The sequence below is a fragment of the Bacillus sp. MMSF_3353 genome (assembly GCF_030733445.1).
Lineage (GTDB): Bacteria > Bacillota > Bacilli > Bacillales > Bacillaceae_G > Bacillus_A > Bacillus_A wiedmannii.
The window spans coordinates 169,051-192,904 of the sequence record NZ_JASHJA010000004.1 but is presented as its reverse complement, the minus strand read 5'-3'; the positions used below and the strand labels follow the sequence as shown (position 1 = coordinate 192,904).

General features: G+C 33.8%; 27 protein-coding genes. 18 read left to right on the top strand and 9 right to left on the bottom strand.

Features of this window, described 5'->3' with window-relative positions; translation table 11 throughout:
* The first annotated feature begins 55 nt into the window (after positions 1–55).
* The 3 genes from RBB48_RS11865 to RBB48_RS11855 are packed head-to-tail and all read left to right on the top strand — an operon-like array spanning position 56 to position 3,442.
* Complete coding sequence (locus tag RBB48_RS11865; RefSeq protein ID WP_087984140.1) at positions 56–205, top strand: hypothetical protein; 150 nt, start codon at positions 56–58, stop codon at positions 203–205.
* Complete coding sequence (locus RBB48_RS11860) at positions 198–956, top strand: ABC transporter ATP-binding protein (protein ID WP_306007681.1); 759 nt, start codon at positions 198–200, stop codon at positions 954–956. Before RBB48_RS11865 ends, RBB48_RS11860 begins: the two co-directional genes overlap by 8 nt.
* The gene (locus tag RBB48_RS11855) at positions 953–3,442 is read left to right on the top strand and encodes an FtsX-like permease family protein (RefSeq protein ID WP_306007680.1); all 2,490 of its coding nucleotides are present in this window, start codon (positions 953–955) and stop codon (positions 3,440–3,442) included. Before RBB48_RS11860 ends, RBB48_RS11855 begins: the two co-directional genes overlap by 4 nt.
* 42 nt (positions 3,443–3,484) lie before the next feature.
* Here RBB48_RS11855 and RBB48_RS11850 read toward each other — a convergent pair whose 3' ends face one another.
* Both RBB48_RS11850 and RBB48_RS11845 read right to left on the bottom strand, forming a co-directional pair.
* Entirely contained in the window at positions 3,485–3,934 is a 450-nt protein-coding gene (locus tag RBB48_RS11850) for an NUDIX hydrolase (protein WP_088081921.1), read from the bottom strand.
* 17 nt (positions 3,935–3,951) lie between these two features.
* Positions 3,952–4,791, bottom strand: coding sequence for a DUF2785 domain-containing protein (locus RBB48_RS11845; protein ID WP_088064052.1), 840 nt, complete (start codon positions 4,789–4,791; stop codon positions 3,952–3,954).
* A 123-nt stretch (positions 4,792–4,914) separates the two neighbouring features.
* Between RBB48_RS11845 and RBB48_RS11840 the strand changes: the two genes are divergently transcribed.
* Positions 4,915–5,637, top strand: coding sequence for a GNAT family N-acetyltransferase (locus RBB48_RS11840; RefSeq protein WP_306007679.1), 723 nt, complete (start codon positions 4,915–4,917; stop codon positions 5,635–5,637).
* Between the two features lie 174 nt (positions 5,638–5,811).
* Positions 5,812–6,834: a tyrosine-protein phosphatase gene (locus RBB48_RS11835; protein WP_306007678.1), complete on the top strand. Its 1,023-nt coding sequence runs from the start codon at positions 5,812–5,814 to the stop codon at positions 6,832–6,834.
* A 38-nt stretch (positions 6,835–6,872) separates the two neighbouring features.
* On the opposite strand, the gene RBB48_RS11830 is transcribed toward RBB48_RS11835, so the two are convergent.
* On the bottom strand, positions 6,873–7,346 hold the full coding sequence (locus tag RBB48_RS11830; protein ID WP_306624336.1) for a DUF1648 domain-containing protein: 474 nt from the start codon (positions 7,344–7,346) through the stop codon (positions 6,873–6,875).
* Positions 7,347–7,617: 271 nt separating this feature from the next.
* Here RBB48_RS11830 and RBB48_RS11825 point away from each other — a divergent pair, with 271 nt between their 5' ends.
* Both RBB48_RS11825 and RBB48_RS11820 read left to right on the top strand, forming a co-directional pair.
* A complete protein-coding gene (locus RBB48_RS11825; protein WP_306007677.1) occupies positions 7,618–8,328 on the top strand; it encodes a YjjG family noncanonical pyrimidine nucleotidase in 711 nt (236 codons plus the stop codon).
* A gap of 72 nt (positions 8,329–8,400) precedes the next feature.
* A complete protein-coding gene (locus RBB48_RS11820; RefSeq protein ID WP_306007676.1) occupies positions 8,401–9,363 on the top strand; it encodes a tubby C-terminal domain-like protein in 963 nt (320 codons plus the stop codon).
* Positions 9,364–9,431: 68 nt separating this feature from the next.
* Here RBB48_RS11820 and RBB48_RS11815 read toward each other — a convergent pair whose 3' ends face one another.
* Positions 9,432–9,632: a helix-turn-helix transcriptional regulator gene (locus tag RBB48_RS11815; RefSeq protein ID WP_087984149.1), complete on the bottom strand. Its 201-nt coding sequence runs from the start codon at positions 9,630–9,632 to the stop codon at positions 9,432–9,434.
* Entirely contained in the window at positions 9,620–9,979 is a 360-nt protein-coding gene (locus RBB48_RS11810) for a DUF3796 domain-containing protein (RefSeq protein ID WP_306007675.1), read from the bottom strand. The genes RBB48_RS11815 and RBB48_RS11810 overlap by 13 nt, the downstream gene beginning before the upstream one ends.
* Before the next feature lie 179 nt (positions 9,980–10,158).
* Between RBB48_RS11810 and RBB48_RS11805 the strand changes: the two genes are divergently transcribed.
* The 6 genes from RBB48_RS11805 to RBB48_RS11780 all read left to right on the top strand — a co-directional run bounded on the left by RBB48_RS11805 (position 10,159) and on the right by RBB48_RS11780 (position 15,832).
* The gene (locus RBB48_RS11805) at positions 10,159–10,353 is read left to right on the top strand and encodes a hypothetical protein (RefSeq protein ID WP_000958865.1); all 195 of its coding nucleotides are present in this window, start codon (positions 10,159–10,161) and stop codon (positions 10,351–10,353) included.
* Between the two features lie 88 nt (positions 10,354–10,441).
* Positions 10,442–11,167, top strand: coding sequence for an ABC transporter ATP-binding protein (locus RBB48_RS11800; protein WP_088122691.1), 726 nt, complete (start codon positions 10,442–10,444; stop codon positions 11,165–11,167).
* A complete protein-coding gene (locus RBB48_RS11795) occupies positions 11,160–12,818 on the top strand; it encodes a putative ABC transporter permease subunit (RefSeq protein ID WP_088064044.1) in 1,659 nt (552 codons plus the stop codon). Before RBB48_RS11800 ends, RBB48_RS11795 begins: the two co-directional genes overlap by 8 nt.
* A 56-nt stretch (positions 12,819–12,874) precedes the next feature.
* Positions 12,875–13,633, top strand: a complete 759-nt coding sequence (locus tag RBB48_RS11790; RefSeq protein ID WP_137013618.1) for an SDR family oxidoreductase — start codon at positions 12,875–12,877, stop codon at positions 13,631–13,633.
* Between the two features lie 338 nt (positions 13,634–13,971).
* On the top strand, positions 13,972–14,682 hold the full coding sequence (locus RBB48_RS11785; RefSeq protein WP_306007674.1) for a hypothetical protein: 711 nt from the start codon (positions 13,972–13,974) through the stop codon (positions 14,680–14,682).
* Between the two features lie 79 nt (positions 14,683–14,761).
* Positions 14,762–15,832, top strand: a complete 1,071-nt coding sequence (locus RBB48_RS11780) for a pyruvate kinase (RefSeq protein ID WP_306007673.1) — start codon at positions 14,762–14,764, stop codon at positions 15,830–15,832.
* 205 nt (positions 15,833–16,037) lie between these two features.
* On the opposite strand, the gene RBB48_RS11775 is transcribed toward RBB48_RS11780, so the two are convergent.
* Positions 16,038–16,319, bottom strand: a complete 282-nt coding sequence (locus RBB48_RS11775) for a DUF1292 domain-containing protein (RefSeq protein WP_002008111.1) — start codon at positions 16,317–16,319, stop codon at positions 16,038–16,040.
* 155 nt (positions 16,320–16,474) lie between these two features.
* Positions 16,475–17,158 carry an NAD(P)H-dependent oxidoreductase gene (locus RBB48_RS11770; protein WP_088064041.1) on the bottom strand — a complete coding sequence of 228 codons (684 nt, stop codon included), beginning with the start codon at positions 17,156–17,158 and terminating at the stop codon, positions 16,475–16,477.
* A gap of 129 nt (positions 17,159–17,287) precedes the next feature.
* Between RBB48_RS11770 and RBB48_RS11765 the strand changes: the two genes are divergently transcribed.
* Positions 17,288–17,668: a winged helix-turn-helix transcriptional regulator gene (locus RBB48_RS11765; protein WP_000340656.1), complete on the top strand. Its 381-nt coding sequence runs from the start codon at positions 17,288–17,290 to the stop codon at positions 17,666–17,668.
* A gap of 121 nt (positions 17,669–17,789) precedes the next feature.
* Here RBB48_RS11765 and RBB48_RS11760 read toward each other — a convergent pair whose 3' ends face one another.
* Positions 17,790–18,101, bottom strand: coding sequence for a hypothetical protein (locus tag RBB48_RS11760; RefSeq protein ID WP_088064040.1), 312 nt, complete (start codon positions 18,099–18,101; stop codon positions 17,790–17,792).
* Between the two features lie 162 nt (positions 18,102–18,263).
* On the bottom strand, positions 18,264–19,541 hold the full coding sequence (locus tag RBB48_RS11755) for a histidine--tRNA ligase (protein WP_088064039.1): 1,278 nt from the start codon (positions 19,539–19,541) through the stop codon (positions 18,264–18,266).
* A 339-nt stretch (positions 19,542–19,880) separates the two neighbouring features.
* Between RBB48_RS11755 and ybaK the strand changes: the two genes are divergently transcribed.
* From ybaK to RBB48_RS11735, 4 genes are all read left to right on the top strand, one after another.
* Positions 19,881–20,357: a Cys-tRNA(Pro) deacylase gene (gene ybaK, locus RBB48_RS11750; RefSeq protein WP_088064038.1), complete on the top strand. Its 477-nt coding sequence runs from the start codon at positions 19,881–19,883 to the stop codon at positions 20,355–20,357.
* Between the two features lie 93 nt (positions 20,358–20,450).
* Positions 20,451–21,302: a P-loop NTPase family protein gene (locus RBB48_RS11745; RefSeq protein ID WP_306007672.1), complete on the top strand. Its 852-nt coding sequence runs from the start codon at positions 20,451–20,453 to the stop codon at positions 21,300–21,302.
* A gap of 313 nt (positions 21,303–21,615) precedes the next feature.
* On the top strand, positions 21,616–22,740 hold the full coding sequence (locus tag RBB48_RS11740; protein WP_088064036.1) for a helix-turn-helix domain-containing protein: 1,125 nt from the start codon (positions 21,616–21,618) through the stop codon (positions 22,738–22,740).
* Positions 22,741–22,753: 13 nt separating this feature from the next.
* On the top strand, positions 22,754–23,770 hold the full coding sequence (locus RBB48_RS11735) for an alpha/beta hydrolase family protein (protein WP_142291781.1): 1,017 nt from the start codon (positions 22,754–22,756) through the stop codon (positions 23,768–23,770).
* Positions 23,771–23,854: the final 84 nt, after the last annotated feature.

Here is a 23,854-nt window from a genome sequence, read left to right as displayed (position 1 = left end):
AAAAATCGAACGAAATTTAAATTTGTTACCAATATAGAGTGAGGGAGGGATAGAAATGGTTACAATTCTCCAATTAAAAATGTTGCTAGTTCAAATAGGAACAGAAATTGTACCACCTAGTAATTTAAAAGAAAAAATTTTAATTCAAGTTAATCTGATGGAGGAAGTAACATTTAATCATGTTGAGGTGAATAAAGATGAGTGAAATTGTGTTAGCAGTTCAAGGTTTAAGTAAGACTTATGAGAGTGTAGATACAAATGTTAGAGCTTTACAAAATGTATCTTTGGAGTTAAATAAAGGAGAACTCCTTGCTGTAATGGGAACGAGTGGGTCTGGGAAGAGTACATTGCTTAACATACTTGGTGCTTTAGACAAACCTGATGAGGGAGTCGTATATGTAAATGGTGAAGTCCCTAAAAATATGTTTGTTGAACCATATGCAACGGAGTACAGGCGGGATAACATAGGATTTATATTTCAGTCATTTCATTTATTAAAGGATTTATCTGTAGAAGAAAATATTGCGTTACCCCTCATATTATCAATTGATTCAGAAGAGGAGATACGAGAAAAAACAAATAAAATATTAGATGTTCTTGGTTTAGTAAATTGGAGAAATCATCGACCAGTTCAGCTTTCTGGGGGACAACAACAGCGTGTTGCAATTGGTAGGGCATTAATAACATCTCCTCCAATTGTTCTTGCAGATGAACCTACTGGAAATTTAGATTTCAATACGTCTAATGATATTTTACGAGTACTAGTCGATATGAAACAAAAATTTAATCAAAGTATGATTCTTGTTACTCATGATCCTCACATTGCTACGTATGCAGATCGGGTTCTCTTCTTTCATAATGGAGAAGTTGTTGATGATTATACGTGTTCTCATGGAGTAAATGATATGAATATTATTTTAGATAAATTTAAAAAATTAATGGAGAAATCAAAATGATAAAATCAGTACGAGGATTAGGTTTACGCTTTTTTAAGATGAATAAATTTACTGCTATTTCCTCTATAGTTAGCGTTATGTTGGCTGTTTCTCTAATTGTTACGATGATTGTATTTTCGAGTCATGCGAAACAGTCTGTTATAAATGAAGTTAAAAATTTATATGGAGATATGGATTTATCTGTTGGATATAACCCTGATCAAAATAAATTGATGGATAAATCTTTACTACAAAATATTAAGGAACAAGGAAATATTGAATACATGTCAAAAGTATTGGTAAATCATTTTCAAGTGAATAAATTGAATACAACTATTTATACAGTAGGTGTTCAAAATGATTCGTTATCTAAAAGTCGATATCACTTCTCTAAAAATCTATCAAATGAAGAAGTAACATTAAATGATGGATTAGCGGAAACTTTACAAGTAAAAGTTGGGGAAAAGGTTGAAATAGAAAATAAATTCTATGTAGTAAAAGAAGTTTTACCTGATATAGAAGCTGGAGGTTCAGCTCCAGACATACTCGTTTTATCGGAAGGTGCGGTGAAACAGCACGTATATGAAAAAACGGGTAAACACAATGAGGCTACTTATGTGTTGATAAAAGCAAAAGAGAATGCAGATGTACTAGCATTGTCTAGTCAAATTCATAAAATAGACAAAGAATTAAGAATCGATATTGCGGAGGAAGACGAGTTTTTAAAAAGTAACTTAGTGTCATTACATATTTTTATAGTTATTGTATCTGTATTAATACTTATTATTACATCGTTATTATTAATGTCTAATTTTGAAGTGTTTTTATATAAATATAAAAATCAATTTGCTATTATGCGATCAATGGGAGCAACAACGAAACAAATGTTTAAAGTTATATTTATTCAATGTAGTGTAATTAATTTCTTTGGTGGAATATTTGGTTTGTTACTAGCTGTAATAAGTAACCGTTTTTTACAAAGTTGGCTAGAGCATGTATTTGCTTTTCAAATTAATACAATGAGTTTCGACTATGAAATAGCAATTGTAACAATGATTTGTAGTATCTTTTTTATTGAATTGTTTATGTTATATCCTTCATACAGAAGTTCGAAAATATTGCCAGTAAAGCTTATGCGCGAAAATGAGGAATCCGACTTTTCTAATAAAAAAACACGCAGTATGATGGGGAAATTCCTTTTAATTAATAGCATATTTTTAACTGTTTTAGGTGGATTTGTAGCAAATACGGGAGATACGCAGGCGATAGTGATATTAATAGGATCTATATTTCTTGTTTTAGGGGTGTATATATTATTTCCTATTTATCTTTCTTCGATATTAATAGCATGTCTACCTATAATGAAAAAAATATTTGGAAGGAATACATTTGTTGCTATTAAAAATGTAATTCCGCAAGTAAGGAAAAATACATTTGTTATCTTAATGATAAGTACAATGATGGTGATAGTTGTCTTCGGATCCACTATATTTAAAACGATGCAAAAAAATAATGAAAGATATTTAAAACGAGAATTTCCAACACATATTGTTGTAGAAAATCGTTTGAATAATGATTCAACAATTTCCTCACCTCATATACAAAATATATTTAAAGAAATAAGTAGTGTAAAAGGAGCTAGTACAATTAGTACGAACTCACTTGCAGAATTAAAGCAAGGTGAAAAATATATTACTTTTGACTATAATTTAGGTGATTTGAAAGAAATGGAAAAGCAAGGATTACTGCCAGAAGTACCTGCGAATTTGGAGAATAGTATAATTATTACCGAAGAGTTAGCAGAGCAGTATAAACTTCATGTAGGTGATATCGTTCAATTGGGTCTATTTTCAGAACAGGAACAAAAAGTTAGACCGACTAGTAAGGTGGAAATTGGGTTAATTGTTAATGAGCTACCGAATTCTCCTGCGGTACTTATGGATTGGAGTAATGTAACATATAAACAAGATTATACAGTTTTTGAGCGTGCATTTATTAGTTCAAATAATGAGAGAGAGACGTTGGAGCAATTAAAGGAATTAAAAGGTCAATATCCACAATTAAAAATAAGTAGTTATACCCAATCGTTAAAACAATCTAATTTAATGTTTCAGCAAAGATGGTCCATCTTCATTGTTGTTATTATAGTAATTTTGTTAAGTGTAACATTAGGGGTATGTAATACACTTATAAATAATATTCAATCTAAAAGAAAAGAGTTTGCCATTTTACGAGCAATAATAGTTAAGAAAAAGGGGATTGTACAAGTTATTTTGACGCAAGTTAAATTATATGTACTTATTGGAATAGTGCTAGGCGTTGTAATAGGAACATTATTAACCTATATGGTAAGTATAATAGATCGTACACCTTTATTTTTTAATTTCAAACTTATCGTAACGGTAATAGCGGGGATGTTTGGAATAGTCCTTATTATTTTTCTACCTTTTGCTAATAGAATAGGAAAAAGGGATATTGTACAAGAGTTAAATAAGGATAATAAATAAAAATATAGTCAAGGTGAATCTCATCTTGACTATATTAATAGTTCAATTCGAATTCTGAAAGTCAGTAACAATCCTCTCAATAACAGAAGGAAGATTACTAGGTAACTCATCTAGCGGAAAGAAGCGCAGTTCTTTCGATTCCGTTTGGTCGCATACAAGTTCGCCATTGAATTCGCGGCAAATATAAACAACGAGTACACCGTGTACTTGATTGCCGTTTGGATAGATTTGAAAGAAATCTGGTCCTGAGTATGTACGGAATAGTTCTGGATTTTTAATAATAAGTCCAGTTTCCTCATACACTTCTCGCTTTAAAGCGTCTTCTAATGTTTCGTTATATTCTAAGGCGCCGCCAATAATGCCCCAGCGGTTAAAATCTGTACGTAGCTGCAGTAATATTTCATCTTTCTCATTTAATATAATGGCGTGTGAACCTATTAAAATAAGTGGATGATTTCCTACTAAATTTCTCATGTCTTCAATATAACCCATGTTATTTCTCCTTGCTTTTAATAATAGTTAGGAAGTTCTTTTAACATTCTTTCTGTTTTACGTGCTGTATAGGCTAAGTTATGATCATCTTTCGTTCTGAAAAATAATGTGCGTAAAAAGGTTTTAATGTTGGCACATAATATACAATACTCATTAAGCGAAAGGCGTTTTCTAATTTGAGGAAGCCTTTTTATTTTTTTATAAATAATTGAAATTAACTCATCTTGCGGAAAATCATGATATAGCATCGATAGTAACGGTGTAACAATTCGTTCATCTTCATTATTATGAAAAAGGTCAGATGGAATGAAGATTTTATTCAATAAACAATGAATTAATTCTTCATACCACTCAAAAGTCGTATAGGAATTGTGAACAATTTCAGTAAAGGCATCAGATACGTGGGCAAGACAATGAGCCCATCCTTTATTTTCAATATAGCCTCGGAAATCTGTTTCTAAGTTTGTGTATGTAATGAGTTTGTTTTTTATGTCTTCAATATCCTCTTCTGTAAAAAAGTAGTGCGAGTTAGCGAATTGGAGTATTAACGCAAGTAACGAAACAGTATAAGAACGTGTGAAAACCCCATCTGTATGCGGGGAGTAAATGTCACAATATAAATACTCATCACTTAAACAAGTTTGTAAAAGTAATTTCAGCTGATCATCCATAAGGAATTCATGATGAATGAAATGTGCAAAACATTTATATATAAGTTGGTAACGAACGTAACTATCAGTCGTTCCGATATACTGAAGCATGTTGAGTGTTAACTCATTTATATCTATATGTTGCAGTTGCGTATAGTCATTTTGTTGTATAAGCTCTAACTGTTGTTGTAACGTTGTAATATCCAATGGAGAACCTCCTCCGCACTTTAAAGATGCGATGTTTTCTAGTATTCTATATATTCAAGGACAATCCTGCTCATGCAAGGAGAACAAGTAGAAATTCGAGTATGACATAGATGAGGGAAGTATATGATGACTATAGAACAGTTAGAAAAACATTTTAAAATAAGAAGAAATGCTTATTCTATTATGATAAAAGAAAATAATGCAGAGCTTTTTACAGAAGAGAAATTAGAAGAAATAGTGCAGTATTGCATTGCTGAGGCTGAAAAAGAGGGAATAGAAAACTTACATTTTGAAATTTCTTCAAAAAGCCCAAATTATGATGTATATAAGAAATCTTTCGAAACGTATTCATTTGAATATGCTACTGAAAACATGATTGTATTTAAGGATATATATGAAGTAGAAGGTGTAGAAAGTGAGATTGATTTTAAGCTTATTGAAGAGATAGGCGAAGACGCTTTTTATTCACTGTGGAATGAAGTGACGGGAGAACAAATTGATTATGATCACTTTGTACATATGATGCTACAAGAAATTGGTGAGCAATGGAAAGAGCATTGTTTAACAGCGAGTGTCGATGAAGAGCCGATAGGAATTGTAATCCCACATATTGAGAGTGGTACGTTAGAAGAAGGAAAACTAATGTATTTCGCAGTTGCTCCAAATATGCGAAATAAAGGGTATGAAGCAGCGTTTTTTACAGGGGCAATGTTTGTCTTAAAAGAAATAGGCGCATCTTATTATATTGGCGAGACAAATGTACAAAATGAGTGGATGAAGGATGTTTTTGAAAAGAATGGATGTCAGTTGTTAAGTTGTACTGAGCGATATGTGAGAAGGTTTTAGGAGGGGGAAAAGGTTCTTGAACTTGTTTAACGGGAATCCGTGTACAAATTTTGAACAAGTAAAAGAACTTCTAGCCTGTTTGTAAGATAAAAAGAAAAATGAGAACGACAAAATAGATATTCCTATAATACAATAGAGAAAGATTCGATTATACGAGAAAGTGTTGGTGAAAGAATGGAGCAGCAAAGAAGTTGGTTACAAGCAACTGTAGAAAGAAATGAAGACAATACGTTATATATAAAGTGGGAAAATAATATAGAAGAAGTTCGCATTTACTGGAGTACTTCACCAGAGCATATTGAAGAAACGGGAGAATTACTTGCAACGGTAAATGGAGAATCATCATGTACAGTTCAAAACCCGAGTGAAAATGAGCGTCCATATTTTAGACTAATTGGAAGTAATGGACAAGCAGTGACAGTAGCTGAGCGTAGATTGCCATTACAAGGCGCGTTTAACTTCCGTGATATGGGAGGATATGAAACGACTGAAGGCCGTAAAGTAAAATGGGGCAAGTTGTACCGTTCTGAAGAATTAGCAGGACTAACAGAGTGGGATATCTACTATTTACAAAAGTCTGGCTTAAAATTAATTTGTGACTACCGTACAGATTTTGAAGTGAAGCATAAGCCGAATCCAGAGATTACGGGTGCTCGTCAAGTGTGCTTACCAGTTATGCAAGACTTGGCAAAAGACTTGAACATAAATGAATTTTTCCAAGTTGGTGACCTTTCTATGTTAGGGCAACCAGGCGAGTATCTTGTGAAAATGAATCAAGATTTCGTAAGTGGTAATGAAGCATTCGTGAGCTTCTTAAACTTAGCACAAAACCCAGAAAACTTACCGTTAGTAAACCACTGTACAGCTGGAAAAGACCGTACTGGATTCGGATCAGCACTATTATTACTTTTACTAGGTGTACCGGAAAAAACAGTAATGGAAGACTATTTACTAAGTAACGGCTTCCGTGAAAAATTAAATGAAAAAATGATGGCTTTTTTAGGTGCAAAACTACAAAACGATGAAAGTAGAGCAATATTAGGCGCAATGTTTGAAGCGCGCGCTGAATATTTACAAGCTGCGATTGATGAAGTGAAAAAGCAATACGGTTCAGTTGAAGTGTATGCTGAAAAAGCACTTGGCTATACGAAAGAGTCGTTAGAAGACATGAAAGTGTTATTGCTAGAGGATAAATAATGAGGAGGGAGGCTAATTGGATTAGCCTCCTGTTTCTATTATGAAATTTTTCGTTGTCTTATTATTCCTATGACAATTGGAATAACTGTCCCAATTAACAATATCGGTAAAAATAATTTTCCGAAACCGCCGCTCCAATCTAAAGCTATTGAAATTGTTTCAAATTGGATGAAAGCAAAAATAAGTAAACAGACATTTTTTAATTGATTAAGCATTTTTCTGCTATTTAAATAAAACAGCGGAGCATTCGATTCATGCAGTCTTTGTGGGTAGTTATGAACTTCTGGAAACTTTTCTAAAGTTTGCATTAAAAGGAGTATGAATGCCCCAATTCCTGGTAGAAGCAAAAGTTGCCACTTTGATCCCCAGCGATCTACAGCCCCATATGCGTTATAATGTGTGGGTACTTCCTCGGGTAATCTTCCCCAAATGATAATCAAAAAAATGATTGATCCAAAGAATAATGAATATCCAATGATATCTCCAACCCATTCACTTTTTGTTTTTGGGATTTGTATTTTAGGTCTTCCCCATGAATTTACTATGTCTTTCCGCCCCTTTCTATTCCTGTATTCCCTTTTTTAAAATTGGATTCATTATCCAAATTATCTCAAATTTATAGTATTTTCACAATTAATTATTTTTGAATAACATGATTCGTGTGTCTGAAACAACTTTAAGATTGCTGTACAGCTATTATTCGTAAAGGGAAAAAGTTCGACTTAAGAGACGATTAATGAGAAAATACAAGTTGTAAATAACGTACTAGTTGAGGAGAGCATAATGAAATACAAAGTTATATTATTCGACGTAGATGATACATTATTAGATTTTCCTGAGACGGAAAGAAACGCATTACATAACGCGTTTGTACAGTTTGGCATGCCTACAGGGTATGATGATTATCTTGCAAGTTATAAAGAGATTAGTAATGGATTATGGAGAGATTTAGAAAATAAAATGATTACACTAAGTGAATTAGCGGTAGATCGATTTAGACAATTATTTGCACTGCATAATATAGAAGTAGATGCGCAGCAATTTAGTGATGTATACCTTGAAAACTTAGGGAAAGAAGTACATTTTATAGAAGGTGCAGTACAATTATGTGAGAAACTACAAGATTGCAAGTTAGGTATTATTACGAATGGATATACGAAGGTGCAACAATCGAGAATTGGAAATTCGCCTTTATGTAACTTCTTTGATCATATTATTATTTCAGAAGAGGTTGGTCATCAAAAACCAGCGCGTGAGATTTTTGATTATGCATTTGAGAAGTTTGGGATTACTGATAAATCAAGTGTACTAATGGTCGGAGATTCGCTAACTTCTGATATGAAAGGCGGAGAAGATTACGGCATTGATACGTGTTGGTATAATCCAAGTTTGAAAGAAAATAAGACAGATGTTAAGCCGACTTATGAAGTGGAGAGCCTGCTACAAATTTTAGAAATTGTGGAAGTGGCGGAAGAAAAGGTAGTTTCATTTTAATCGTGTCGATATAATTTGAGTTGCGTTCAATTTATAGGTACGATCGGTGTAATAACTAGAGGTGAGTGAAAGATGTTAACGTTTTTATTTGAGTTAGACAAAAGTATTCCGCAGAAAGATGAGCCACGGTATGCTGCTTATGCAAATGGCTTTATTGAAGGGGATTTAACGATTCATGTGGGTGACAGAGTACTTTTTCAAAAGTCATGTATGAAGGTCGCAGAGCTCGGCATTTATTTAGGACAGTGGATGGAACAAGTGCAACATGGGAAGAACGAACAGTTGAATTATGAAACGAGTAACCGTGAGGAAGTAATTCTCGGATTCTTATATGAAGAGGAAGATCAGTGGAGAGTTGCTTCCAGTTGGCAGCAATTTGAACTTCAGGAGCGTATATCCACTACAGTATTAGTAGAAAGCGTTGGGCGTTATTTGAATGAGCTCAATAAGGAGCTGCGCGCGATAGAATATCCTGTGACGTTTGATCAGTACTTAAGAGGAGAGCGAATGATGCAGCTTTCTTATAAACGACTGTGTGATAGTAAAGCGGATACGACTTCAATAGAGGTTTACAATGGAAGCGAAGGAGTAGGCGTAGTACGGGGCTATTATAAAAATGCGTTGATGAAAGTGCTAGACTTCATTCCGAAAGTCGGTAGTAATATCATTTATGAAATAAAGGATAGTAAGGACAATATTCGTGTCATTGCAAAGGATGTAAGTAGGCAGCGTCAAAGAAGAATTTTAGTAACGTACATCGATAATAATGATGCAGAGCATGAAATACTTGTATGTGACGGAAAATTATTAGATGCAAATTTCTTATTTACTTTTACATATAAGGGAGAAGAATATGTTGTTCACAAAACTTCAATTGGGCTTGGAAAGTTATTACGAAACGGCTATGTAATCGCAGATTGGAATATTCGTCTTGAGGAAGATATGTATTATATCGAGATGGATGTATATGATGAAAATTATATAGAAGATCAATACTTACTGTTAGGCGTATTTCATGCTGTTTTGTATGGTTGATAAATGAGAAGTACCGGCATTCTTTATGGGAAGGATGCCGGTATTTTTATGTGATTTTGTGTCCTTAATTAATCCTCAAAAATAAAAATCTCATCAATCGTACTATGAAGTGCCTTCGCTATATCGTGAGCGAGTTGTAAGGAAGGGTTATATTTTCCTTTTTCGAGATGGCTTATCGTTTCACGACGTACACCAACAGTTTTCGCTAAATCTTCTTGTGTCATGTTCGATTTGGCGCGGTATTCTTTTATTCTCGTTACGAACGCCATGGCGCATCTTCCATTTCATCAACAGGTTTATCATAAAAGAACATAGAGAAGCCGAACGTAAGAATGAGTGTGCTGAAAATAAGAGCGATATCAATCTCTTGTAGCGCCGGGTTTGGAAATAACATTTCAATAAACATAATGATAGCGGTCGTTAGTAATGTAACGATAAAGGCATTGCGGCACGATTTATTGACGATTTGTTCAAATAGTTCATCGTGTTGAACCGTTCTATACGTTGTGAAAAAGGAGAAGAAACAAAACATAGTAAACAATCTTTTTTCATAAAAAAAGCCGAGGAAACCGAAGAAACCGAGAAATCCTAAATATTTTATCCAAGTTGTTTTCACGATAGATTCTCCTTTCAGTGTTAGAAATAAATCATGTTATGTTATAAATATATCACATATAGAAATGTATAGTAATAATAGTTTTCCAATTCTTTTCATAATAATAGTAAAAAGAGGAAATATACTGCGAAATAAAGAGGATAATATTGTAAAATGGTTGTAAGGAGGGGGAGGAAGGAATGTTAACTTGGATCATGATCGTTGTATTACTTGTAGTCATTACTGTAGTGGCGACGGTGTTAATTGGGCGAAATGGTGATGCGAATTATAGTAAAGCGACAAAAGGGAATATTAAACGGCTGACGATGATTTATATTATATTAGCTGTCGTTTTAATCGTTGGATTGGGCGTGTATATTTATTTTAAAGGTTAAAAAACTGAAAAAATATAAAAATCTAAAAATAGAAGTATGCTATAATATTAATATAGTTATTTGGTAATTAAGGAAAGGATTGGATGGAATGATTGAAATTACGAATGTGTCAAAAAGTTATAATGGGTCTACCTATGCAGTAAAAGATTTAAGTTTATCTGTGCCTAGCGGAGAAATCTTTGGATTTTTAGGGCCGAATGGTGCGGGTAAATCAACGACAATTAAGATGATTACTGGTATTCATGGGGTGGACAAAGGGACGATTACGATTAACGGTATAGATATTATGAAAAATCCAATGGAAGCGAAAAAGACGTTTGGTTATGTTCCAGATAGTCCAGATATGTTTTTACGTTTAAAGGGAATTGAATATTTAAACTTTATGGCAGATATGTATGAAGTGCCGAAAGAAGTACGCCAAGAACGAATCGAGTCTTTAGCAAAGAAATTTGATCTTTACAATGCGTTATCGGATCAAATTCAAAGTTACTCGCACGGTATGAGACAAAAAATCGTTATTATTGGTGTGCTCGTGCATGAGCCAGATGTATGGATTTTAGATGAACCGTTAACGGGGCTTGATCCGAAATCTGCATATATTTTAAAAGAAATGATGAGAGAACATGCGGATAAAGGAAAGATTGTATTTTTCTCTACACACGTATTAGAAGTAGCGGAAAAAATATGTGACCGCGTTGCGATTATTAATAAGGGAAATCTTCAGTTTAAAGGGAATTTAGATGAAATGAGAGATCATTTTAAATCCAATGAATCACTTGAAAAAATGTTCTTGGAGATGACGGGCAATGAGTAAAATTTGGACGTTAACGAAAGTATTATTGAAATTAAATTATGCAGATTTCATAACAGATAAGAAGAAGCGATGGGCGTATGTATTTTCATTTGCAGCCATTTTATTTGTTGGCTTTTTAATATTTGGTTCGATGACGCACGGAATGTATGAGGGTATGAAACATTTAGGGCAAGACCCAGGAATGATTATCGCAATGGGACTTGCGATTGCGAGTATATGGGTATTTTTAATGAGTATAACGAACATTTTAACTGTATTTTACTACAGTAATGACATTGAAATGTTATTGCCATTACCATTAAAACCAGCACAAATTATTTCGGCAAAATTTTTAACGGTATTAATTACACAATACGTAATGAGTTCATTTATTTTATTACCAATCTTTATTACGTACGGGTTAAAAAGTAGCGCATTTATTACATATTATATATACATGATTTTTATTTACTTACTCTTCCCGATTGTGCCGTTAGTATTAGCTTCATTACTGATGACAGTTATTATGAGGTATACAAATATAGCGAAAAACAAAGATCGAGGCAATATATTTATTGGAATCGTAAGTATACTATTTATTGTAGGAATTAATGTATTTTTACAGTGGAAAAATAAAAGCTCGTTTTCTGAAGATGCGCTTACGAATTATCTTGCGAACAACCAATCTTCTCTTTTAGTACAAATGACAAATTATTTTCCAACTACATATTTTGGAGCAGTGGCATTAGTAGAAAATGCAAATTGGAAGGGACCTTTATACGTAATAATCTTTGCACTTATTTCATTTGTATTTTTTGTGTTGTTTTATTACATTGCAGAGCGTACATATTTAAAAGGGGTTATTGGACTTTCAACGAGTACAGCAAAAAAAGAGGTCATTTCAGCAGAAGGTTTACAAAAATCAACGGTACAAAGTTCACATTTAAAAGCGTATGTGAAAAAAGAATTTAAAACGTTATTCCGTACACCGCAATTTTTCTTAAATTGTATCGTACAAACTTTCGTTATGCCGATTATGTTATTCTTTGTTTTATTCGTGCAAGATGGGAATTTAAAATGGATTACAGGGTATATTGATAACCCAAAATCAGCAGGATTGGCGATTGGTGTAGGACTTTGTGCATCGTTATTTTTAATGGGAAGTAACGTTATCGCAACAACATCATTTTCACGTGATGGAAGCTCTTGGTTTGTGAATCGTTATTTACCTGTAAAAGCTTCGGATATCTTTTTTGCGAAAGCGATTACTGCTTGGTTAATTAATGTGATTATTTTAGCAGTATTCGGTATTACGATGGCAGTTGTAGCTGGGATTTCTCCTGTATTCATGTTACTGTGGTTTTTACTAAGTGCGAACGGTTTACTGTTAATTAATTTAATTGGTACACGCTGGGATGCACAAACTGCAGATATACATTGGGATACAGAGCAGAAATTATTTAAGAGCCGATATACAACTTTGTGGAACTTTTTAGCTAATATTTTTATAGCTTTAGTTATTGTAGCGGGAGTAAGTCTATTATACTTCTTCCTTCAAGTAGGACTGTGGGTTATGTTTATCGTTTTATTTGTAATGTTTACGATTGTAAATTATATCTTCATTAAAATTTTAAAATTAGGTGCAGAACGCATATTATCAAATATTGAATAAAAAGATAGATCCTCTGTATTCGTGCAGGGGATTTATCCATAGATGGAGGAGAAAAGGTGAAGAAAATAGCAATTGTAACAGGGGCAACTCGTCTGAATGGAATTGGTGCAGCTGTATGCAAGGTGCTTGCTCAAAAAGGGATAGACATTTTTTTCACGTACTGGTCTCAGTATGATAAAGCGATGCCGTGGGGAATGCATGACAAAGAGCCCTTTTTGTTGAAAGAGGAGATTGAAAGTTTAGGTGTTCGATGTGAAATGGCAGAAATCAATTTATCACAGTCGTATTCGCCAAATCGTTTGTTTTATATGGTCTCAGAACGTTTAGGTGATCCATCTATTTTAATTAATAATGCAGCGTATTCTACACATACGAGAATTGAAGAATTAAATGTAGAACAGCTAGATAAACATTATACAGTAAATGCCCGCGCTACTATGTTATTAAGTTCATTATTTATAAAACATTATGCACTGAAAACGAATGGAAGTATTATTAACCTTACTTCAGGACAGTCACTAGGGCCAATGCCTGATGAACTAGCATACGCAGCAACGAAAGGAGCAATTGAAGCATTTACAAAATCAGTAGCACCAGTTGCGATGGAGAAGGGGATTACAGTGAATGCTGTTGATCCAGGACCGACGAATACAGGATGGATTACAGAGGAGCTGAAGCATCATTTAGTATGGAAGTTCCCACAAGGTAAAGTAGGAGAACCGTCAGATGCAGCACGCTTAATTTCTTTTTTAGTAAGTGAAGAAGCAAAATGGATTACGGGGCAAGTCATTCATTCGAACGGTGGTTACTCATAAATATATTATGTTAACAATTGTTGAGAAACAAAAAAATAAAAGAAAATTTTATTTTTTTGTTTAAATAAAATGTCAAGAAAGATAAAAATTTGATAGGAGAGTATATCGTCATATGAAGATAGTAATTCTTCATTTGACAATATACTCTTTTTCTTTTACTACAGAGAAGAAAAATGAAGTAGAAGAAACTCGAATATTCAAATGGGTTTATCAGTTTTTGTACGTAATATTATGAAGATTACTGTCGGAAAGATGGTAATTCATGTGAAAAGGGATTTTTTAAGGGGAAATCGAATCGTAAAGGGGAGGATAAATAAAGTAAACATAGGGGGATTTATATGAAAATGAAAAAGGTCGCTATCGCATCGATAACAATTGGTACAATGCTTACTATGGCAGCTTGTAGTCCTTCAGCAGATAAAGAGACAGAAAAGAAAGAGCAAGTAACAGCGCAAAATGAAGGAGAATCAAAAACGACAAGTGCAGAGGAGACGTCAAAAACAACGAAAGATACTGAAAAAGATACAAATACTTCTTCAAATGAAAAAACAGATAAGGATGCAAAAAATACGAAAGAATCATCAGGAACAGAGAGTAATGGTAAAACGTCATCTCAAAATGAGAATGTGAAAACAAAAGAAAAAGAGACGACAGGAAAAACGAATGACGAAACGACTAGCGGAAAAACAACAGATCAAAGTACAAGTACAAACTCAAACGGAAAAACAACGAAAGATCCGAAGAAAAGCGTAGCTGTGAAAACAAATGTAAAAGAAGTTGCTGCATTAGTTGATAGTTTAGACAAGCAATTAGCTGCAAATCCGAAATTAGAAACAGTAAATAAACTTGGAAAACAAATTAATGAAAAGTGGGATGTAATCGAGAAAGAGTTAGAAGCATCACATCCAGCTGAATCTAAAACAATCGGACAAAGTATGTATCCGTTAATTGTAGGAGCGGAGAAAGAAAAAATAGATATTAATAAAATGAAGTCATTAACGACGAAAACGAAAAAAGATTTAACTCAGTTATTAACGAAACTTTCGTAGTTTGAAAAGCCTACTGTGGAAGTAGGCTTTTTTGTGTTGAGAGTGTAAGTAAAGTTTATGGGAAACCTAACGAAAAAGGATGGTGATAAAAATGACAATCGATCGAGTTTGTACAATTGGGCCAGCAAGTAATAATAAAGAAACGTTAGCACAGTTAATAAACAATGGTATGAAAATAGTGCGCTTGAATTTATCACATGGCACGCATGAAAGTCATAAAGACATCATTCGTTTAGTCAAATCGTTAGACGATTCTATTAAAATTTTAGGCGATGTACAAGGTCCTAAAATAAGGTTAGGTGAAGTAAAAGGAGAACAAATTACACTTCAGGCGGGAGATTCTTTTATTTTACATACGCAAGCAGTTACAGGGAGCAATAGAGAAGCAAGTGTTGATTATGAAGGAATCACGAATGATGTGAAAGTTGGAAGTAGAATTTTAATTAATGATGGAGAAGTTGAGTTAATCGTTGAAACGGTAAGTGCGGATAAAATAGAAACAAAGGTCAAAATAGGTGGTAATATCTCATCTCATAAAGGGGTGAACTTACCAGGGGCAATCGTTAGTTTACCAGCTATTACGGAGAAAGATAAAAAAGACATTCAGTTTCTTCTAGAAGAGGATGTTGATTTTATCGCATGTTCTTTCGTACGGAAACCTAGTCATATAAAAGAAATACGAGATTATATACAACAGTACAAAGAAACGTCACCTAATGTAATTGCCAAAATAGAAACAATGGAAGCGATCGAGAATTTTCAAGATATATGTAAAGAAGCAGACGGAATTATGATTGCAAGGGGTGATTTAGGAGTAGAGTTACCGTATCAATTTATTCCGCTCTTGCAGAAAATGATGATTCAGGAATGTAATCGAACGAATACATATGTTATTACAGCGACACAAATGCTTCAATCAATGGTAGATCATTCTATTCCAACAAGGGCTGAGGTAACTGATGTGTTTCAAGCTGTACTGGACGGAACGAACGCTGTTATGCTGTCTGCTGAAAGTGCATCAGGCGAGCATCCAATTGAAAGTGTAAGAACATTACGTCTCGTTTCTGAATTCGCTGAGCATGTGAAAAAAGAGGGGCCATTTGTGATGAAAGATGTACTGGAATTGTTGCATAAGTCTTTGGATGAGTGATAAAGTGAAACTTTAATCAGTGGGGGTTTTGTCCATCCCCCACTGATTATCAGCCCTCACCAATTGGGCTTTTACGGGCAGTTTATCTCCCACCTAACTCCTCCGCATTTGCCGAATTTTGAGGTGGGAGTCTTACTGCCCGGCGAATAGCGGGATAAATAAAAAGAGGGCGGATATGCATCCACCCTCGTGTTTTTCATTCTTATTATTCTTGCTCTTGCTCGTCCAAAATTTTATCAAAAGCAGCAGATACTTTATCAAACTCTTCATCATTTTCAATGTATGAAAACTCATTATCTTCTTCTACTTTTAAAAAGAAAATATCAATGTCTTCCTCAGATTCTGTTTGAATGTCTTCTACGAAGGCAACTGCAATATATTCTGCGCCTTCGACATCCATCGCTCCGAGTACTTCTACTTCCTGATCCTCATTATTCTCATCACTGAGAGTAAACACTTCGCCAACTTCAATATCAGACATATCCATTCTCCTCCTGTTCGACTCTAAAAAATAGAGCGCTCAAACTGTATACATACTAACATATCTTTCCATGAAAAATCAATTTCATACATTAGAAAAACAACTGATTCTTCAATAGAATAAGTATTTAGCTAGAAGGAGTTTTATTTGTGAGTGCTATATTACTTAATCCATTCAACAATTGTATCCATAGTTTGTCTTGTTTTATCACGCTTTGGCTCTTCTTTACGGTAACCAAAGGCAACCATAACAGATACTTCAAGATTATCGTCTTTTATAATGCCTTCTTGACGAAGTAAAGAATCTATTTTCTCTTTATCAAATCCTTCTATTGGACAAGAATCAATGCCGATTTGAGCTGCACTCGTCATCATATTACCTAAAGCAATATAAGTTTGCTTAGATGCCCAATCAAATACAGCACGATCGGATTGTAATAAGTTAAAATCTGTTTCCTGGAACTTTTTGAAGAATTCATATCTAATTTTTTGAGTGTCTTCAGGTAATCCAATAATATCGTTCATCATATGTTTAATATACTCTGCATCATAATGCATATCTTTAATATTTCTTGAAAGAACAATGACAAAGTGACTAGCTGTTGCAAGTTGCCCACCAGCGCCCCATGAATACGGTTGTAGTTTTTCTCTTAATTCTTTATTTTGTACGACAATAAATTTCCAAGGTTCATAACCAAAAGAAGAAGGAGATATTCTGCCTGTTTCTAAAATGAAATGAAAATCCTCTTCTGAAATTTTGTGCATAGGATCGAACTCTTTACATGCATGTCTGAAATGGAAAGCCTCCATAATTTTCTCTTTTGTAATTTGTTTTGTATTTGTCATAAAAGTTCCTCTTTTCATTAATTTATTTTTGTAAGTAAATTATATTTTTAAAGTAACATAGATACAAGTACGCACATTAATGTGTTATAGTATCAAAAAAGATACTATTGGTAAGGGAAGGGACTTATGATGGATTGTTCAAACGAAAATAATATAAATTACCCATTTTTAAATAAATATTCTTGTCCAGTGGAAGCTATGGTTGAGGTTATTGGCGGAAAATGGAAAGGGGTTATTTTGTATCATTTATTAGATGGTACAAAGAGATTTAATGAATTAAAAAGATTAAAACCTAATATCACACAAAGAATGTTAACACTGCAGCTGAGAGAACTTGAAGCAGATGGCATTATACATCGTGAAGTATACCGTGAAGTGCCGCCAAAAGTAGAATATTCGTTAACGGAGCTTGGTGAATCACTACGTCCAATGATTCTATTAATGATGGAATGGGCAACTCATAATATGGAGAAAGTTTTGGAGAGTAGAAATACGAAAAATAATAGTTAAGAGTTGTAGAAATAAAAGGTGTTTTCCATATGTGAAGAAACCTTTTATTTTTTACTTTCTTAAATTTTGGTTGTAATTAAAATGCATGTGAATCTATTCTGGGGATGTGCTGTTGATTTTGCTATGAATTAAAAACTTCCTTTTTAGTAGTAGAAGCTGCATCTAATAAAAGGAAAACAGCTGCTATAATATGTAGAACGACGTCTATATAAGGAAAGAAGGCAACTAGAGTAACGATAATACCTATATAATGAGCGTACGTATTCATGCCTGCTTTGTTAGCTAATAAAATAGTAGTAATATGTAAAGCAATCAATAGTAGTAAAGGTATCCCGTCTAGGTTAATAAAACTTGGAGATAAATAATAACAAGGAAGTAATAATAGGTGAGAGATCCCTGTAGTCCACTTTAGTGCTTGTATGTAAGTTTTCAAAGTAAATCCTCCTAAAATAATTAATATCTATATATTACCAAAAATAATAGGTAATTGGATATTAAATACTTGTGATTTTTAGTAGAATATAATTGTTTTATGTTAACTAATGGTTTCGTTATCTATAAAATAGAAAAACCACCCAAACGAGGGTGGTTCGTATTATAAATAACTATTTAAAGAAGAAAGGGGAACCTTCACCTCACTACCTTCCTTCATATTCCGCAGCATAACGGTTTCTGTACTAAGTTCTTCTTCCCCAATAATAAGCACATAAGGGATGTTTTCCTTATTGGCATAATTAAGGGCCCGTTTTAATTTGCGTCCTGCTAGTTCGAGTTCGACTTTTAAGGAAGTTGTAGAACGTAATTGCTGGGCAATTTGTAAACATTGTAATTCTGTCCCGAGTGGGATGATAAATACATCCGCTGTAGATGATATTGTTTCTTTCTGAGATAGTGCTGTGTAAATAACGTCTAAACCGAATGAAATACCGACTGTTGGATAGTTCATATTATCACCACGGAATGCTCCGATAATATTATCGTATCGACCACCGCTACCGATGCTGGATGTAATCGAGCCATCTTTTAAAAAGATTTCATACACGGTACCTGTATACATTGTAAGTCCTCGTGCTAAAAATGGATTGAATATAGCATTTTCATTTATTCCAAGGGCAATTAAGTATTGCTGTAATTGTTGTAGTTTGTTTACTCCATCGGCAACGAGTGGAGTATTGAAAGCGTCTTTAAAGTCAGCAATTGAAAGCTTTAGACAAGATAAAACGGTATTACATATCGTATCAGCCATTTCTTCAGAAATTCCGCGTTCTAATACATCTTTTCGTACACCATCAATCCCAATCTTTTCGATTTTGTCTAATGATAAAATGACGTCACTCGTTCGTTCAGTAGGGATGTTAATGGACTCGAGAATACCATTTAACAATTTTCGGTTATTATATTGGATCGTTACTTCTAAGTTTAGCGTTCGGAACAGTTCAAACGCCATACTCATAAGTTCCGCCTCTGCCATGACTGATTCTACACCGACTATATCAACGTCACATTGAATGAACTCACGAAATCTTCCTTGTTTAATGGGCCCATCTCGAAAGACTTTTCCAATTTCATACCGCTTAAAAGGGAGGCGGATGTTCGGATTCATTGCCACGAATTTTGCGAATGGAATGGTTAAATCGTAGCGTAAGGCAAGGTCACGTTTTCCTTGATCCCTAAGCGTATATATTTCTTTTAAAATTTCATCGCCACCGCCGTACTTGTAAGACATAAGCTCATATATATTTAACGTTGGTGTTTCTAACGGTTTACATCCGTATCGTTCGAACGTGTCTTCACAAGCTCTTTTAATTTTATTTCGCAACACTTGTTCCTCTGGTAAATAGTCTTTCGTTCCTTTTACATTTTTCATTTCCATTATAATCACTCCTTTTTAAATTAAAAAAAGCTATGCAGGTATAAAAATACCCACATAGCTTTATGGACGCTTCGTGGGTCAACAGGAAAAGCCCTGTACCCACGAAGAAAAATTTTTCTTCGGATACACGGCGTTACGTATGATGATGAAGTTGGAAAGAAGTATTTAAATTTCGCATGACAAATCTCTCCTTAACATAAGTTTTTCCAAATTATATCAGATGATTTTTGAATTATCAATATTTTTAGTTTTGAAATATACGTGAAGTTATGTAGAAGAAATGGAAAAGAGTGTATAATAAAACTTAATAATATGAAATAACCTTTTAAGGAGCTCACTATGAAAAAAGATAAAACAAATGCGATGCGAATATTAGATAAAGAAAAAATCGAATATTCGATGATGTCATATGATCCAGACGATGGAAAAATTGATGGCGTATCAGTAGCTGAGAAAATTGGACGAGAAGTGAGAGAAGTATATAAAACGTTAATTGCTCAAGGGAATAGTAAAAATTATCATGTGTTTATCATTCCGGTAGATGAAGAACTGAACTTGAAAGCAGCAGCAAAATCAGTTGGTGAAAAGAAGATTGAAATGATTCCCGTAAAAGATATTACGAAAGTATCAGGATATATTCGCGGTGGTTGTTCACCAGTAGGAATGAAAAAGTTATTTTCTACATGCATTGATGAGAGTGCTCAATCGCTTGAAACAATCATAGTGAGCGGCGGGAAGATTGGTATACAAATTGAGCTGAAAGTGGATGACTTAGCGAAAGTGACGAGAGCGCAGTTTGGTGAAATAATGAAATAATGATACATAGGAAAAGAAGTTCTAGTTTTATTGAGTTTAGATAATAATTTATAGGGTAGCTAGTCCGTTTTGTCTTAGAAAGGTGTAGATTTTTTGAATACGAAATTAATCATAGTAGAAGGGCTTCCTGGCTTTGGGAAATCCACCACTGCAAGCTTGCTTTACGATATTCTAATTGAAAAAAGTATTGACGCTGAGTTATTTCTTGAAGGGAATCCGGACCACCCTGCTGATTATGATGGGGTATCTTGTTTTGATAAAAGTGAATTCGAAAGTTTGTTAGTGAATAGTGGTAATTTTAAGGGAGTAATTAGTGATAGAGTCACGGAGCGAGAAAACAATTATTTATTGCCATATAAAAAAATTAAAAATGAATACAGCTCTAATTTTCCTGAAAATTTATTAAATACCATTTTCAAAAATGATATATATGAATTACCGCTAGAGAGGAATATTGAATTAATAACTGAAAAATGGAGGGATTTTGTTGAAATAGCCAACAACGAAAATAAAATTTATATTTTTGAATGTTGCTTCATACAAAATCCATTAACAATCGGGATGGTTAAATATGGTGAAAAAAAAGAGAAAGTTATAAGTTATATTAATGCATTAGCGAAAATCATAGAAAAATTAGATCCAGTATTGTTATATATAGAACAAGATGATTTGGAATTCTCATTCAGAAAGGTATTTAATGAAAGAGCAAAAGAATGGTCTGCTGGATTTATTGAGTATTATACAAATCAAGGGTATGGGAAAATGAAAGGCTATCACGGTTTAGACGGAACAATTAAAGTTTTAGAAGCAAGAAGAGATATTGAAAGAGAAATATTTGATATGTTAAATATAAAAAAGACAAAAATTGATAATTCACAGTATGAAGCTATCAAATATAAGTCAATGATAATTGGAAAATTGAAATCACTTGAATTTCTAGATTAATGTAGTGCTTTAAGTGAGCAAGAAACTAAGGGTTTTTAACTTCAGCTTTCGAAAATTATACAAATAATCTGTTCACTGGATTCTCATAGAAAACTGTAGTGAGATGAAATATTTGATGTTGAAGCATGTCAAAATCTTAACTAGATGGTTAGTATCGGTACCCACAATAAAAAGGCAGGAACATATCAAATATGTTCCTGCCTTTCATTTTAGAGAGATGTTTCCTAACAGTTGATTTTGTTAACGAAAGTCGACTTTAAATCCATATTTTGTATAGAATAAAGTACATATAATAAAAGTATGAGGTGATACAGTGAGAGAGATTCATATTCATAAAATAATTGCGGATAAGAGAAAAGAAACGGGAATTACGCAGGAAGAGTTAGCAGCGTATATCGGTATTACGAAGGCGTCTGTTTCCAAATGGGAGACAGGGCAGAGTTATCCGGATATTACATTTTTACCACTGTTAGCATCGTACTTTAATATAAGTATAGATGAACTAATCTGTTATACACCACAAATGGAACAGGGAGATATTAGGGATTTATATCATAGACTAGCGGAAGCTTTTAGTGAAGAACCGTTTGATGAAGTAATGATGGAGTGCAGGGGAATAATTAAAAAATATTATTCTTGTTTTCCATTATTACTTCAAATGGGACTACTTTTTATTAACCACCATATGTTAACAAAGGATACGGATAAAAGAATTGGAATTTTAGAAGAGGCAATGTCTCTTTTTAGCAGGGTGCAGGAAGAGAGTGATGATGTTTCTCTTGTGAAAGAGGCGGTATCGTTTCAAGCAACTTGCTATCTTATATTCAATAGACCAAATGAGGTGCTTCAATTACTTGGTGAAACGATACGTCCTAATTTTCCAGAAGAGGATTTAATCGCACAAGCGTATCAAATGCTTGGAAATGCTGAAAAGGCGAATGAAATGATGCAAATTAGTATGTACCAACATTTAATACACCTCGTTGCGACGATACCGAATTATGTAGTAGTAAATGCTTCAAACACTGAAAAGGTAGAGGTAATTTTAAATAGAGCTTTCCTGTTAATAGATATATATGAAATAGAAACATTACATCCCAATATGACTTTAAAAGTATACTATGCTGCTGCACAAGTATATTGTATGCAAGGGAATTTTGAAAGAGCATTAGAAATGTTACGGAAATATGCAGCGGTTTGTGCGTCTAGCTTTACAATAAATAGTCTGCATTTACACGGCGATTCATATTTTGATGCGATTGATGGATGGTTTGCAGAATTTCCGCTTGGCGCTAAAACGGTTAGAAATGAGGATATTATAAAGCGAAGCATGCTACAAGGTATTGCAGAGAACCCCATTTTCGCATCGATGAAAGATGTAAAAGAGTACAAAAATATAATAGCGAGTTTGAAATTTAAATTGGATATAACAGATTAGAGGGAGGACAAATATGATGACCTTTGACGAATATGAAGTAGCGATAAATAGTGAATTTACTTTGCAAGGTACGATTACTAAACCGAAAGCTGACGGGAAGTATGCTGCTGTTGTCATTATCGCTGGTTCTGGAGAAGTTGATCGTGATGGAATGATTGTACCGTTAAAGCTTGCGTCGAATATTTACAAAGATTTAGCACATGTAATAGCGAGACTTGGAGTAGTAACGCTCCGCTTTGATAAGCGCGGGGTAGGAAAGAGTGAAGGGGAATTTCAGAAGACTGGAATGTGGGATTTAGTTAATGACATAGAGGCTATGATTACGTATGTAAAAGAACAGCCATTTGTTGATTCGGAAAATATCATTTTAGTTGGTCATAGTGAAGGGTGTATGTTAGCAAGTGTAATAAACGCAAGAACACCAGTTAATGGACTCATACTTCTTACAGGAGCTGCGGAATCATTAGAAGAAGCTACGAAAAGACAAAGAGAAATTGCTTATAAAGAATTAAAAGAACAAAAGGGAATAAAGGGAAAACTAATGCGCCTTCTCAATGTGGAGAAACGTGGAGAGAAGCAGATGGGAAAAATAAAAGAGAAAATGATGAATACAGAAAAAGATACAATTAAAGTTGGTTTTAAACCGATGAACGCAAAATGGTATAGAGAGCATTTTCAGCATGATATTTATAAAGATTTACAACAAGTAACATGTCCAGTACTAGCAATTGCTGGTGATAAAGATTTTCAGGCGAATCCTGAAAAAGCGAAGAGAATTGGTGATTATGTACAAGGTGATTCTGAAGTATACGTAATAAAAAATATGGATCATACCTTAAAGTATTTTGAAGGAGATTTTAAAGCGTTACAATTTAAAAAGATTTATACGGAAAGTGCAGATAAGCCGCTTCATCCAGAGTTGGAAGGAATAATTGTAAATTGGATGGATGCGCGTTTTATCTCGCATAAGATCCCTGCATCAACATTAAGTGAATATGAGGGAGATGGAAAGGAGAGTAACTGTCTGTAAAAGACGGATTGGTTTAGATTAATAATAGGTATAAGTTCTTTAGTAGTTTCAAGCATATCTCCCTGACCGTACATTCTATAGTAA